The organism is Sphingopyxis solisilvae, from assembly GCF_015475875.1.
GTDB classification, from domain to species: Bacteria; Pseudomonadota; Alphaproteobacteria; order Sphingomonadales; family Sphingomonadaceae; genus Sphingopyxis; species Sphingopyxis solisilvae.
In genome coordinates, this window is sequence record NZ_JADKYM010000006.1 from 113387 (window position 1) to 127469 (window position 14083).

At 62.4% G+C, this 14083-nt stretch carries 12 protein-coding genes; 4 read left to right on the forward strand and 8 right to left on the reverse strand.

Annotated features, from left to right (window positions below; translation table 11 throughout):
- From IR187_RS06315 to IR187_RS06330, 4 genes are all read left to right on the forward strand, one after another.
- Positions 1–1272 carry an aromatic ring-hydroxylating dioxygenase subunit alpha gene (locus tag IR187_RS06315; RefSeq protein ID WP_082660143.1) on the forward strand — a complete coding sequence of 424 codons (1272 nt, stop codon included), beginning with the start codon at positions 1–3 and terminating at the stop codon, positions 1270–1272.
- Positions 1269–1859 (forward strand): 2-hydroxychromene-2-carboxylate isomerase, encoded by a 591-nt coding sequence (locus IR187_RS06320; RefSeq protein WP_058807210.1) that lies wholly within the window; start codon positions 1269–1271, stop codon positions 1857–1859. Before IR187_RS06315 ends, IR187_RS06320 begins: the two co-directional genes overlap by 4 nt.
- A gap of 30 nt (positions 1860–1889) precedes the next feature.
- On the forward strand, positions 1890–4073 hold the full coding sequence (locus tag IR187_RS06325; RefSeq protein WP_058807208.1) for a TonB-dependent receptor: 2184 nt from the start codon (positions 1890–1892) through the stop codon (positions 4071–4073).
- 91 nt (positions 4074–4164) lie between these two features.
- Positions 4165–5862 carry a long-chain fatty acid--CoA ligase gene (locus IR187_RS06330; RefSeq protein ID WP_288987626.1) on the forward strand — a complete coding sequence of 566 codons (1698 nt, stop codon included), beginning with the start codon at positions 4165–4167 and terminating at the stop codon, positions 5860–5862.
- A gap of 28 nt (positions 5863–5890) precedes the next feature.
- On the opposite strand, the gene IR187_RS06335 is transcribed toward IR187_RS06330, so the two are convergent.
- The 8 genes from IR187_RS06335 to IR187_RS06370 all read right to left on the reverse strand — a co-directional run bounded on the left by IR187_RS06335 (position 5891) and on the right by IR187_RS06370 (position 14081).
- The gene (locus tag IR187_RS06335) at positions 5891–6559 is read right to left on the reverse strand and encodes a TetR/AcrR family transcriptional regulator (RefSeq protein ID WP_156416858.1); all 669 of its coding nucleotides are present in this window, start codon (positions 6557–6559) and stop codon (positions 5891–5893) included.
- A gap of 148 nt (positions 6560–6707) precedes the next feature.
- Complete coding sequence (locus IR187_RS06340; RefSeq protein WP_058807205.1) at positions 6708–7484, reverse strand: SDR family NAD(P)-dependent oxidoreductase; 777 nt, start codon at positions 7482–7484, stop codon at positions 6708–6710.
- A gap of 54 nt (positions 7485–7538) precedes the next feature.
- A complete protein-coding gene (locus IR187_RS06345; protein WP_058807203.1) occupies positions 7539–8237 on the reverse strand; it encodes a class II aldolase/adducin family protein in 699 nt (232 codons plus the stop codon).
- Positions 8224–9231, reverse strand: a complete 1008-nt coding sequence (locus tag IR187_RS06350; protein ID WP_058807201.1) for a PdxA family dehydrogenase — start codon at positions 9229–9231, stop codon at positions 8224–8226. The genes IR187_RS06345 and IR187_RS06350 overlap by 14 nt, the downstream gene beginning before the upstream one ends.
- The gene (locus IR187_RS06355) at positions 9228–9776 is read right to left on the reverse strand and encodes an aromatic-ring-hydroxylating dioxygenase subunit beta (protein ID WP_058807199.1); all 549 of its coding nucleotides are present in this window, start codon (positions 9774–9776) and stop codon (positions 9228–9230) included. The genes IR187_RS06350 and IR187_RS06355 overlap by 4 nt, the downstream gene beginning before the upstream one ends.
- 1 nt (position 9777) lies before the next feature.
- Complete coding sequence (locus IR187_RS06360) at positions 9778–11199, reverse strand: aromatic ring-hydroxylating oxygenase subunit alpha (protein WP_082662672.1); 1422 nt, start codon at positions 11197–11199, stop codon at positions 9778–9780.
- A 54-nt stretch (positions 11200–11253) separates the two neighbouring features.
- Entirely contained in the window at positions 11254–12612 is a 1359-nt protein-coding gene (locus IR187_RS06365) for a spinster family MFS transporter (RefSeq protein WP_058807197.1), read from the reverse strand.
- A 20-nt stretch (positions 12613–12632) separates the two neighbouring features.
- Complete coding sequence (locus IR187_RS06370) at positions 12633–14081, reverse strand: aldehyde dehydrogenase family protein (protein WP_228765595.1); 1449 nt, start codon at positions 14079–14081, stop codon at positions 12633–12635.
- Positions 14082–14083 lie beyond the last annotated feature (2 nt).

Consider the following 14083-nt stretch of genomic DNA (forward strand, 5'->3'; position numbering starts at 1 on the left):
ATGCTCAACAATCACGGCGCGGCCGACGCATCGGCAACAGCGAGCGAGCACGATCGCATCGGGTGCCGGGTTCCCTACTCGGTCTTCACTGACGAGGCGTATTACAAGGCGGAGCAAGAGCGTCTCTTTCGCGGCCCCACCTGGAATTTCGTCGCCTTGGAAGCCGAGGTGCCGGAACCGGGCGACTACAAGGCGACGTTCATCGGCGACACGCCCGTCGTCGTCACGCGCGACAAGGATGGCGGCCTGCATGTCGTGCTCAACAGGTGCGCGCATCGCGGCGCCATGGTTTGCCGTGAGCGCCGCGGCAACGCGCCGCACCTCGAATGTGTCTACCACCAGTGGGCCTACGATCTGAACGGGGATCTCATCGGTGTTCCCTTTCGCCGCGGTATCAAGGGCCAGGGCGGAATGCCCGCTGACTTCGCACTCAAGGATCACGGCCTGGTCAAGCTGCGGGTGGAGTCCCTAAACGGGCTGGTCTTCGCCACATTCTCCGAAGAGGTCGAGCCACTGCGCGACTATCTCGGCCCGCTCATCACGGAGCATGTCGAACGGATTATGTGTCGCCCCGTCAAGATTTTGGGGAATCAGCGCCAGTTCATTCACGGCAACTGGAAACTGTACGCCGAGAATACGCGCGACCCCTATCATGCGAGCCTGCTTCACCTGTTTCACAATACATTCGGTCTTTATCGCTCGACCCAGACAGGCAAGTGCGTGATGGACGAGAACAAGCGGCATTCGCTCCTGTTTTCGATGGCAGGAAGCAACGACGCCGAGCGCGACAGCCAAGTCTACCAGGAATCGCGCAGCTTCGACACGAGCTTCACGCTCAAGGACCCCTCGCTGCTGGCGGGGCGCAGCGAGTTCCCGGATGGGATTACGCTCGTCATCCTGGCACTCTATCCGAACCTCATCCTCCAGCAGATATCGAATACGCTCGCGGTGCGCCAGATTGTCACGCGCGGGCCGGACTCGTTCGAACTCGTGTGGACCCAGTTCGGCTACGCCGACGACGACCCGGAAATGGATGCCATCCGGCTGAAGCAGTCCAATCTGATCGGTCCCGCCGGGGTTATCTCGATGGAGGACGGCGAGGCGGTAGAAATCGTCCAGCAGGCGGTCACACCCGATCGCGGTGCGAAGTCGTACATCGCAATGGGCGGCGGCGGCGCGGACGATGCCGATCATCTGGTGACCGAAGGGGCCATTATCGGCTTCTGGCAAAACTATCGGAAGATGGTCGGCTTCGAAGAGGCCCTCCCATGACATCCGTCATCGATTTCTACTTCGATTTCATCAGCCCGTTCAGCTACCTTGCTCACGTGCGGCTACCCGCAATGGCGCGCGCGCATGGCCGGACCCTCGCCTATCATCCGATCGACATACCCGAAGCCAAGATTGCGGCAGGCAACTACGGCCCGTCCAACCGTGAAGTTCCGGCCAAGATCAAGGTTCTGATGGCCGATCTTGGACGCTGGGCGGACCGATATGAGGTTCCCCTCGCCTTTCCCGCAAGCTTCGAGTGCTCCGAATGGAACATCGCTGCCATATACGCGGCGCAGTGCGGCGCTGCCGAGGCGTTCGTCGCCGACGGGTATCGCAGGATCTGGGGGATCGGCATCGACCCCCGCGACGACCAGGAACTGCGCGCAGCATCATCGACGGCGGGGCTCGATCCGGACGAAGTGACGGCCTTCGTCACGTCCGGGGAGGGCGCGCTCCGCTACCGCGAGGCGCGATCGAAAGCTTATGCGCGCGGCGTGTTCGGCGCGCCGATGATGTTCGTCGATGACCAGATTTTCTGGGGCAACGACCGCCTGGATTTTCTCGAAGGATATTTGCGTCTGAACTGAGCAGAATAATCAGGGAGAGGGAGAAATATAATGTCGAAGAATAGCCGCAGAGGCTCGCGCATCCTGGCGAGCGGCGTCGCGATGATCGCGTTTGCATGGAGCGTGGCCGGCCACGCGCAGGAGACCGCAACGGCCACCGAGCCGGAGCCCGAAGCACAGTCGAGCACAGGCATTTCCGATATCATCGTGACGGCGACCCGGCGCGAGGAGCGGCTGCAAGACGTGGCGGTCGCCGTGACGGCAATCACGGGAGATTCGCTTTCGGCCGCCGATGTGTCGACGGTTCGTTCGCTGACCCAGGTTGTGCCCGGCTTCATCGGCAGCCGCAACATGGGCGTCTTTCAGCCCGTCATTCGCGGCGTCGGGTCGACCGGGATTTCCATCGGCGACGAGCCCAATATCGCCACCTATATCGATGGCGTGTACCAGCCGGAATCGGCCGCGAACTGGATCGACCTCGTCGAGGTCGAGCGCGTCGAGGTGCTTCGCGGCCCCCAGGGCACGACATTCGGGCGCAATGCCACCGGCGGCCTCATCAACGTGATCACGCCGGACCCGAGCTTCGATCTCCGCGGCAAGGCGTCGCTGCGTTACGGCCGGATGCGCAACGATGCGGGCGACTACGACGCGCGCTTCTACATCACCGGCGGGCTGAGCGACAAGTTCGCGGCGGATTTCGCCGCGCTGTATCGCAAGAACGATGGCTATATCGACGACCTTGTTCGCGGCGGCACGCTCGGCGACCAGCAGGTGATCAACCTGCGCAGCAAGCTTCTCTGGCAGCCCGCGGACAACGCCAAAATCATCCTTACGGGCGAGTTCTTCGACCAGAACAGCACGACCAACTCGCCGCAGCCGGTTAACGGAAACACCGCAGGCCGCCGTTTTCCCGGCGTCATACTGCCTACCGATGCATGGCAGGCATCCTTGACCGACATCCCGGCACTGGATCTTCGCCGTTGGAACGCAGCGCTTCACATCAAGCTTGAATTCGATGGCTTCAACGTCGAGGCGACGAGCGGCTTCATGAACCTGCGCTGGTATCAGGAAACCGATTCCGACGCCTCGAACATCTTCCTGGGTAATTTCCCGGCAGCCTTTGCGACCGAGTCGGGGAGCCAGGAAATCAAATTCAGTTCCGCCGATCCCGGCCGCTTCCAGTGGCTTGCCGGCGGCTATTTCTACCAGTTCGGGGGGCATTCCAGCCTGCAAATCGTGACCTCTGCCGGCCCCGGCATTCCAGCGACCACGCTCCGCCTTGACCCCGCGCTGTCCGGTCGCTCCTTCGCAGGGTTCGCCGAAGGAACCTACGAGATCGTCGACGATCTGTTCGTGACCGTGGGCGCCCGTTATACGACCGAAAGGCGCACGTTCGAACAGGTCGTGAATGGCAATCTCGTTGTTCCGAAGACGGCCAAATCCTTCAACAAGTTCAACTATCGCGGTGCCATACGCTACCAATTTTCGCCGGACGGCAACATTTATGCGAGCTACGGCACCGCGTTCAAGAGCGGCGTCTATAATATGGCCGGCACCTCGCCAAACCCGGTCAATCCGGAAAATATCAAGGCGTGGGAAGCCGGAATCAAGGTCGATCCCGTCGATTGGCTGCGCACGAACCTCGCCGTCTACCATTACACCTACGACGATCTCCAGGTGCAGGCGAAGGACGCATCGGGCCCGAGTTACATCCTGCAGAATGCGGCCAATGCGAAGATCTACGGCGGTGAGTTCGAGGCGATCGTGCAGCCGGTACAGGACCTGAGCATCCGCGGCTCGGTTGCTTACAGCCACGCTCGCTATCGCAACTTTCCGCTCGCCCAGAGCTTCTTTCCCCGCCCCGATGGCGGTAACACCGTTTCGCCGGCGGACGCTTCGGGCAACGTAATGACCCGCGCGCCCGAATGGACGTTCAACCTCGGCGTCGACTGGGGCCACGAGTTTGATGCGGGTCGCCTCGGCGTTTCCGTGAACACCTTCTATTCGAGCCGGCTCTATTATGATTTCCAGAATCTCTTTTCGCAGCCGAGCTATACCCTGACAAACGCGTCGATTTCCTTCGCTCCGACCGGAGATCGCTGGAAGTTCAGCCTGTGGGCGACCAACCTCACCAACGAGAAGGTCTTTCAGACGATCCGCGTCGGCGCCCAGGCGACCGATGGCTTTTACGAACAACCAAGGAAAGTGGGCGTCAGCGCCGAACTGCGGTTCTGACGCGCCCGAACGCGATCCGAGGGCGACGAATTCGCGGATCGCGTGCGGCCAGGCTGCCGCCTTGTCCGCCAGCGCTTGCCGATAAGGGCACGTGCTGGCGGACTTTGATTCACAAACGCTGGAGATTAGGTGGTCCATACCGACCCGGAGTGACTTCATGACGATCAACGGACAGATGCAACCGGCGCAGCTCACCATCGGGTCGATACTCGATTATGCCGTTCGCGCGCACGGTAACCGTCCCGTCGTATCGGTCGAACCCGGGAGCGCCGATCTGTGGCGCTACAACTATGCCGGACTGGCCCGACGGACGGCCCAGAGCGCCAATATGCTCGCCGCTGCGGGCGTCACCAGCGGAGACAGGGTATCGTCTCTCGGATGGAATACACACCGTCACCTTGAGCTCTTCTACGCCGTGCCGGGCCTCGGAGCGGTACTCCACACCGCCAATCCGCGCCTGTCCGACGAGCAACTGATATACACGCTGAATCACGCCGAGAGCCGCGTGCTTTTGTTCGAGGCGAATCTCGCCGCCCTGGTCGAGCGCATCGCGCCCGCGCTTCACCATGTCGAAACTTTCATCGTCCTCTCGGACGAGGCGCTTGCCGCTGGCGGTGAATTGGAAGCGCGCGCGTACGACACTTTGCTCGCCCAGTTCCCGGAGACGATCAGCTGGCCCATGTTCGACGAGAATTCGGCGGCATTTCTCTGCTATACCTCGGGCACGACGGGCGACCCAAAAGGGGTTCTGTACAGCCACCGGGCCGTTGTGCTTCACGCAATGGGGGCAAGCCTCGCGAGCGCATTTGGCCTCACGCCCTTCGATTCCGTGATGCCCTGTTCGTCGCTTTACCACGCAACGGCCTGGGGGCTTCCCTTCGTGGCCCCGCTTTGCGGCGCCAAGCTCGTACTGCCGGCAGACCGGCTGGACGGGGCGAGCCTCCACGAGCTCATTCGCGACGAGGAGGTGACCTTTACCGGGGGCGTTCCCACGATCTGGACCATGTATCTTGCCCATCTCGAGGCGACCCGGAGCGCACCCGGACCTTTGAAACGCATCATGATCGGCGGATCAGCCGTTCCGCGCGCAATGGCTGAGACGTTCAAATCCTCCTATGATGTCGATGTTCTCCAGCTTTGGGGAATGACAGAAACATGCCCACTCGGCGTCATTGCGACACCGACCCCGGCAATCGCTGCCCTCGGCGAGGCGGAGATGCAGGACATGTTGTGGACGCGCCAGGGGCGCCTCCAGTTCGGGGTCGACATGCGGATTGTGGGAGACGACGGCACCATATGCGCCCACGACGGCCGCAGTTCCGGGGCGTTGCAGGTGCGAGGCCCTTGGGTCGTACAACGCTATTTTCGCCAGCCATCGGACTGTACGGACGATCTCGGCTGGTTCGATACCGGCGACGTCGCGACGATCGACAGCTTCGGCTTCATGCGCATTACCGATCGCACGAAGGACGTTATCAAGTCGGGGGGCGAATGGATCAGTTCGATCGACCTCGAAAATGCAGCTGCCGGATGCAGCGGAGTAAAGGTTGCTGCCGTAGTCGGCATAGCGCATCCAAAATGGGAGGAGCGCCCGCTACTGATCATCGAGCCCCATGACGGGGCGGAGCCGTCCGAAAGCGATGTCATGGCGACCCTTTCAAGGGAGTTTGCCAAGTGGCAGCTGCCCGATCGGATTCTGTTCGGTCCCGTCCCGCTCACCGCGACGGGGAAGATCGACAAGAAGCAGCTGCGTGACCGTTATGCCGGGCTCTACGGGGCTGACAACTGACCGGGACCGGCGGCGGGCAGCGCCAAGGTCAACCGGCCTCGCCGGGCCCCTCGCCGTGGGCCGGCTGCTTGCGGAGCTTCCCGGTATATTCCGAAAGCAGATCGATGGTCATCCTTGTCACGCGCTTAGAGCGTTCAGGGTCGCGGCCAATCTGGTTTCTGATGGCCAGTCCTCGAATGACGCTCCACATCAGCCACAATATGTCCTCGGCGTCGGAAGGCGAAATACCGGTCCGGGCGAAGCGCCGAACCCAGGCCTGCTCGGCTCCGACACGCCGTCGCTTCGACATTCCCCGCACATCGTCCGCAAGCGCGCGAAGTTTGTTGCCCGAAATGACAAGGTCGAGTGCGATCAGGAAATCCTCCCCGTAAAAAAATGCTTCCGCATCCTCACAGGCGGCCTCGAGTATCCGATCGTCGTCTGCGGCTCTACCGGCGGCTTCGCTGGCTCGTTCCAACGCGACGGCAAAGACTTGCTCGAGGCACGCCGCAACGAGGAGGTCCTTCGTTGGGAAATGATGCAATTGCGCGCCGCGCGATACGCCGGCGGCGTCGGCTACATCCGCAACACGAAAAGCCGAATACCCCTTCTCTCGAAGTAATTCGATCGCCGCGGCGAGTATTCGGGCCCGCATCTTCCGGCTGCGCTCGCCCTGCGGGACACGGGATGCACCCGCTGCTTGGAGGTTATCCGTCACTCGCCTGCCACACCTCTCGCCTGAGCCTTCGCAGCACCGCTCGAAAAGGCTGCATAGCTTCCCGTCGGTCCGAGTTAAAGGCCTATTGGGTCCGCGGATCGCTCGCTGGCTTGCGGCGCGAAGTTCATATCATGTGCCGGCAGCGACCTCAGCGAAACGTCGTTCCTCCATCAACGGCAATCGACTGACCTGTTACGAACTCGCCTCCCTTGGAGGCGAGATACAATGCGGCAGCGAGCAGGTCGTCGGCTGTCTCGTGCCGCTTGATGCATTGCATGTTGAGTATCTGGGTCTTCTGCTCGGGGGTCACCGTTTCGCGTTCAATCTCCGTGAAGGTTGCGCCTGGGAGCAATGCATTGACCGTGATCCCGTCAGTGCCGAGTTCGCGCGCCATGGCGCGCGTCATACCGACGACCGCCGCCTTCGAGGCGACATAATGAAGATAATAGGGTCGCCCCAGCGTCACCACGCCCGACGAGATATTGATAATCCTGCCATGGCGGTTCCGCCGCATTACGGGGGCACAGGCTTTGGTGACGAGCATGACGCCGTCGACGTTGACGCGCATCACGTCGCGCCACTCCTCGTAAGGAATTTCCTCGAACGACCGCATCTTCAGCGTCGAGAATATGGCAGCGTTGTTGATGCAAATATCGATACGGCCGAACGCCGACAAAGTCTGGTCCACGGCGGCTTCGACGGCATCGGGATCGGCAACATCCGCAACGATGGCGATGGCGGCGCCGTCGCCGAACTCCGATACGATCTCCGCGGCAACCGCTTTCGCCTTGGCCTCGTTGAGTTCAACGATCGCGACTTTCGCGCCAGCCCGAGCGAAACCGTTCGCGAAGGTCCGGCCGATCCCCTGCCCTGCTCCGGTGATCAATGCTACCTGCCCTGCAAGATCCTGCCCAAATTCGGTCATATCCACTCCCTTTCTATCTCTTCGCGGTGCGACACCGCGACCTGCGCGGCCGCATTACCGACTTGCCGCGCGTGAATTCTCGGGCTGCTGCCATTCGGTCAGCCATTGCCAAAGTCTTTCGACAACCCCTCCCGACAGGGTCTGCCGCGCCCTGATTTCGCATGCGTCCAGGAGTCCGGTTGCGGGATCGAAGCCCATCGAGCGAATGTCCCGCTCGACGCGTGCCGCATCTTCGAGAAAGAAGGCGAAGGTTGCCGCCTCTTCTATGTCCCGGCCAACGGTGATCGCACCATTGGCACGCATGACGACTGCTGATGCGCTTCCCAGGGTCGTGGCGAGCCGAGAGGCGGATTCAGAATCGCGCAGCAACCTCGGGTCGTTCCAGAGCGGCGGGGCGGGCGCGAAATAAGCCCCCAGTCCATGGCGGGCCGCGGGGGTGATCCCCATCGTTGACAAGGCCATGGTCGCCGGCGGCATGATCCGGCAGATCCCTCCGACATCCGGTCGCGCGCGATAGATGGCCTGATGGGCTCGAACCTCTCCGAGGACGCCGGAAGGCAGATCCCCTTCGACCGAAACTATCGTCCCGGGCTCGTCGCGGATAAGACCCATAGGCATGGGCGCACATACCAGGAATTTTTCTGCATCGACCCTGGCGCTGCAATGCCCAAAGGCATGAACCAGCCCTGCGCGCCCCAATCCGCGAGCTGCCAGGCGGACCCGCTCGTCGAGAACGGGATCAAGGCGGTCCATCGCCGAACCCCTTTCCGCAACACAGCGACTCCGCCATTCGCATCGCAGCCGCCATGCTGGCGTGCTGAGCCACTCCTTTTCCGGCAATTTCCATAGCGGACCCGTGCGGAACGGTCAGGCGAACATAGTCCAGGCCGATATAGATTGTGCAGGCGCCCTCGAAGGCCGCTGTTTTGAGAGCGATCTGGCCCTGGTCGTGATACATAGACACGACGACATCGTAACGGCCCTCGATAGCAAGGCGAAAAATCGAGTCGGGAGATACCGGCCCCTCCACGCGCCGCCCTGCCGCCCGCGCCCGCTCTATGGCCGGCGCGATCTCTGCCGCCTCCTCCATGCCCATCGCGTGGGGGTTGAGCCCGGCCACGCCGATCCTGGCACCGGGCACCCCCCACCGCTGGAAGCTGTCGTCGACGACCTCAATCAGCCGGGAGATGGATGATGCGTTCACTGACGCCGGGACGGCGGAGATTGCAATATGTTCGGTTATGGGAACTACGCGAAGCGAGGGACTTACCCTGAGAAGATAGGTCCCCTCTGGCTGCAGGTCGTCGATCGATTCGACTTTCCCGGAAAGCTTCAGCGAAGAGGAATCGACCGGCGCCATGATCCAGGCCTGGATCTGCCCGTCCCTCGCCAATCCTTCCGCAATCTCGATCCATTCGATGACCGCCCTGCCCGACGCAGCGCCGGCCTGCCCGACCGACCATGCCTCCCTGGGCAGATTCCCGGGGTCGAGGACGGCAATCCCGCCGGCCGCATCGTCGATATCGTCAGGGGATCGGACCGGGTAGGCTTGACACGCGATTCCGCTCGCCGCGACCGCCAGCCGGACAGCGTCAATGCTTCCGATAAGGAGGTGGCGAGCCGACCGCGGATCGCGGTCCAGCGCGAGGGCTTTCGCGCAGACTTCCGGCCCGATACCTGCCGGGTCGCCGATCACCGTCGCGACGACCGGCAGCGCGCCCAGGGCTGCTGACGCGCCGCCGTTCACAGGAGAAACGTCACGTTGCGCATCGGGGAATCATTGGCGATCAGGTAAACTTTCTTCCCGAGTATCCGCAAGCCGTCCGCCTCGCGCCTCAATCGATGGGCGGCACGCCCGAACAACGACTGCTGCTCAGCCCCCCTGACTTCCCCGAGAATAAACGTCGAGAATGCCAGGATATCTGCAGGTCCCGAGGCGCTCGCGGTGATGTTGGAGACGATCCGGATCAACCGCGACTTCGGACTTTGCGAATGCATGCGCTTGTCCTTCAGGCGAAATATCCTGTCCTCGATCTGCGGATACCGTTCGTAGATGATCGAGACCGACTCTCGCGGATCGATGTCTTCGCCATTCGACGGAACCCAGTAGAGGCCGTCGGGGTGCCAGAGCCCGAGCCATGCGTCGAACGAATGGCTGTCCATGAGTTCGGCCTCGCGATACAGGAGCGCCTCGATCTCGCTATACAGGCTGCTGCCCGGCAATATGGACGTGTCGTCCCCGGCCCGCACAAACATGGAGACTTCGTCCCGTTCGGTCATCGCAACGCCCATTCTAGCCCTCCTCGAATTCCGGACGCCCCACCATCATCGTCAGCCATTGCTTGAGCTGGCCCCGTTGCGGCACCTCGTCCGAAATATGGCCAACGATGGTGCCGTCGGCCTCGACTCGTTCGCGGTTCATGCCGCGCGAAATGTTGATCCAGGGGTCGATGCTGGCGCCGAGACCTTTTTGGACGCGCTCGAAGATTTCGGCGTCGTCGGTGGAGCCAGACCCGGCCGGCCCATAAAAGGATTCATGCTGTCGAAGACGCAGCGCGTTGATTTCGGGACTGACGTTCGCAAACAGGACGGGGAACATGACGACCTCGGTCTCGTCGACAGAGATCGGGTTCACGATCCGTATCTGGTTGTTGATGAGCTGGAGATTGGGGAAAATCCCGACATGGGGGTCGCCGGCCATCGCGAGAAGCACATCGGCCCACGATTCGTCATGTTCTGCGTAGAGCGCCTCGATGTAATCGGTCCCGCCAGGCGTGTTTTCGAGGATTGATCGGAACTTGCCCGAGTGGTTTAGCCGGTGCTTCAGAAAATCGAGCATCGTGTGGCCATTCCCGAAGTCGCGCGTTTCGGAGACGCCGTCGAAGTTGAACGGGTTCGCGCTGTGGGTCGCGCCGAGACTATGGCCGGAATCGGAATGCCGCTCCCAAGTTGCCAGCACGGAGGCATGGACGAAGAGCGGATGATACCCGTCCATGCCGACCTGCTTCCAATTCCCCTTGTATATCGTTCGGTTCGACCCCGATCGCACCAGCAGTTCGCCACGCGGGGCTGAATCGACGAGAATGTCTATGACCTTTGCGGCGCCGCCGAGATATTGTTCGAGAGGGGGTACGGCATCGTCCAGTGCCGCGAACACGAACCCCCGGTAGCTTGCGACGCGGGGCACTGGGGTGAGGCCGTTCTCCCGGGCATCGAAACTCGGGCCGTAGCCATCGGGTCCGGATACGCTGACCAGTTCGCCCGAGTTCGAGTAGGTCCAGCCGTGATACCAGCAGCGAAAATAACTGTCGCGCCCCTCGTCGACTTCGCAGACGATCGCGCCGCGATGACGACATCGGTTCAGGAATACCCGAACTTCGCCATCCTGGCCACGAACGAAGATGACGGGCTGCCGGCCCATCTGGCGGCGTCGGAACTCTCCGGATTTCGCGATCTCGCTTTCGTGACCGATGTACACCCAGCCCTTATGGAAAATACGTTCCAGCTCGAGCTCGAATATGCGGGGATCGGTATAGACAGCCGAATGCACCCAGCCGGGCGCAACGAGCGAGCGCAGCCCCGCGGCATCGTATCGACTGCGCGCCACGTCGAGGCGGTCCGGCACACGATGCGGCCCTGGCGGCGCGGCGCGCTCTATCGCTGCCACATCAGCGGAGGCAGGCCGGGCAGGCGAGATTTGGTGCTCAGTTGGCATTTCATTCTCCGGATTGCGTCAAGAAACGGATATCCATTTGGTCTGAAGGGCTATTCACGAGACCATGTCGTCGGCAATCGACCTCCTCGCTTGCCAGAATATGTAGGCGGCGACCGGGGCCAGGAGGCTCGCGCCGACGAGAGCGAAGCGCAGGCTCGCTCCCTTGTCCTCGCCTGCCTGCCAGGCGATGACGTCGCTCGCAGATCCTACGAGCAGCGGGCCAAGGCCGACGCCGATCAGGTTCAGGATTAGGAGGAACAAGGCGGTCGCTGCGCCGCGCATCTCCGGCGGTGACACGCTTTGATGGGTGCTGTGGACCGGCCCCATCCACATGGCTCCCAGAATATTGGGAAGGGCGAGACCGGCGAGCGCGAATATTCCGCTGTCGACCGTAAAAATCAGCGCGTAACAAGGCAGGGAAGCTGCCGCCGCCAGCGCGGGGACGGTGACATAGGCCCGCGCGTCATTCCGGCCATGTCGGTCGGCAAGAAAACCGCCGAGCCACACCCCGATCGCACCGCCAAGGCCAGTGGATAAACCTAGAGTCAAACCCAGGAAGCCCGCCACGCCTAGGCCGGCAGAGGAGGCAAGGTCGCCAATCTCGGCGCCGTGGTTTCGGACGAAAAACGAGGCAAGAAACGGACCGAAGCCGTAGCCCACCGCCGCCTGGAGCGCGGTGGCCATGACCACCAGGCGGTAGGTGCGGATCCGCCACAATGTCACGACGGTCGCCACCGTCCCGATCGGCGCAAGGTCGGGACCCCGCTCCTTGCCGGTTCGCGGCTCGGACAAGACGAAGAGAAGACAGGGGGCGAGAAGAAGGCCTGGAACGCCGGCAAGGAAGAAGGCAGCGCGCCAACCATAGGCATCTGCGACCAGGCCTCCTAGTGCCATGCCGGCCAAGGTTCCTATCGGGACGCCGAGATAATAGAGCGCCAGCGACGAGGCACGGCGCTCGGGCCGGACATAGTCGACGATCAGCGAGTTTGCCGCTGGTGTCAGACCGGCCTCACCGATGCCGACGCCGACGCGGCCCAGCAGAAGCTGAGGAAAGTTCCGCGCCAAGCCGCAGGCGATCGTGAAGCCACTCCACAGGAGCACGGCCAGCGCCATGATCCGAGGGCGGTGGCCGCGATCTGCCCAGCGCGCGAACGGAATGCCGGCGAGACCGTAGAGCAACGCAAATGCGAGCCCCGACATCAAACCGATCTGCCAGTCCGCGAGCTTCAATTCTCGACTGATCGGTTCGGCGAGAATATTCACGATCTGCCGGTCGACGAAATTGAGCGCCAGTGCTCCGGTCAGGAACATCATGGCCGCGCGCGGCCCGAAGGGCAGCCCGGTGTCCGCGGCGCCCGGAGCGTCGTTCGATCCGCGCTTCCCCGTCAGAGTGTCGGGTGCGGTGGTCGACATCGGGGGTGCGCCCGGCGCTTTCACGTCCCGCCGGACCTGAGGGAGATGAAGATATTTTTCTCCTGCGAGAAGGCGAGCAGTTCGCCGAGACACTCCTCACGGCCGATCCCGGATTGTTTCATGCCGCCAAATGGGGCGCCGAGAATGTGGCGGGATGTCTCGTTAATCCACACATAGCCGACGTCGACTTCCATCGCGGTTCGGTGCGCCGTTTCGAGGTCACGCGTCCAGATGGAACATGTCAGTCCGTAATCGAGTTCGTTCACCGTCTCGATCATTGCTCTTTCATCGGACCACTTCATGATCCCCAGCACCGGCCCGAATATTTCCTCCTGAGCGATGCGCATGCCGGGCGTCACGTCCGCGAAGATCGTCGGTTCGACGAAGAGTCCCTTCGAGAGATCGGGGTCTGATGGCGCCCCTCCTCCGCAGATGAGACGGGCTCCATCGTTCTTTGCCGAAGCGATCGCTCCCATGATGCGCTCATACTGCTGCGGGCTGATCACGGCTCCCATCGACGTATCCGAATCGAGCGGGTCTCCTGGTCGAAAGCGCCCGACCGCCGCCTGGATGTGCGCGAGCACATCATCGTAGATGTCCTCGTGAACGAACGCCCGGCTTGTGGACCCGCACGACTGCCCGCACCAGGCGAAGTTCATGCCCTGTACCAGCGCCTGCCCCACTTCCCCCGGATCGGCGTCGCCATAAGCGATCAGGGCATTCTTTCCCCCGAGCTCCAGCAGGACCGGTTTCAGCGTAGCGCTTGCCGCGCGCATCACCTCGCGGCCCGCCGCCGCACTCCCGACAAGACTGATCATCGCCACTTTCGGGTGCGAGGCGAGCGCGGCCCCGGTCTCACCGTCCCCGGTCAGCACTCCGAACGTCCCGGCGGGCAACAAGCCATCGATCAGTTCTGCAAATCTGAGGGCCGAGAGGGGGGCCTGATCGGATGGTTTGACGATGACCGCGTTGCCCGCGGCCAGCGGAGCCGCGATTTTGCCAGCGCAGAAGAGAAAGGGGTGGTTGAACGCCAGAATGCGAGCCACCACGCCGAAGGGTTGCCGAACGGAGAAATTCACCGCGTCCGGGCCGACGGGGATGGACGCCCCCTTCATTTCCGTCACCAGGCCCGCGAAATATTCGATGAGCGCTGCCGCGACCTGCGCATCGCCGATCAATTCCCGGATCGGGTTTCCGCAGTCCAGCGCGTCAAGCCGGGCAAGCTCAGCGTGGTTCTTGCGGATGATTGCAGCCATCTCGCGAAGCAAGCGCGCCCGCTCGAGGGGCAAGACATCGCGCCATACGCGAGATGCGGTAACGGCGGCCAGCACCGCCCGATCGACGTCCTCCTTGCCGGCCTTCGACACGAGTGCGATGTAGGATCCGTCGGCAGGATTGATCGACGGTCGAAAGGTGTCGGATATCGGGGCATGCCACGCACCGCCGTAGTAGAGGCCATGTTCGATCATTG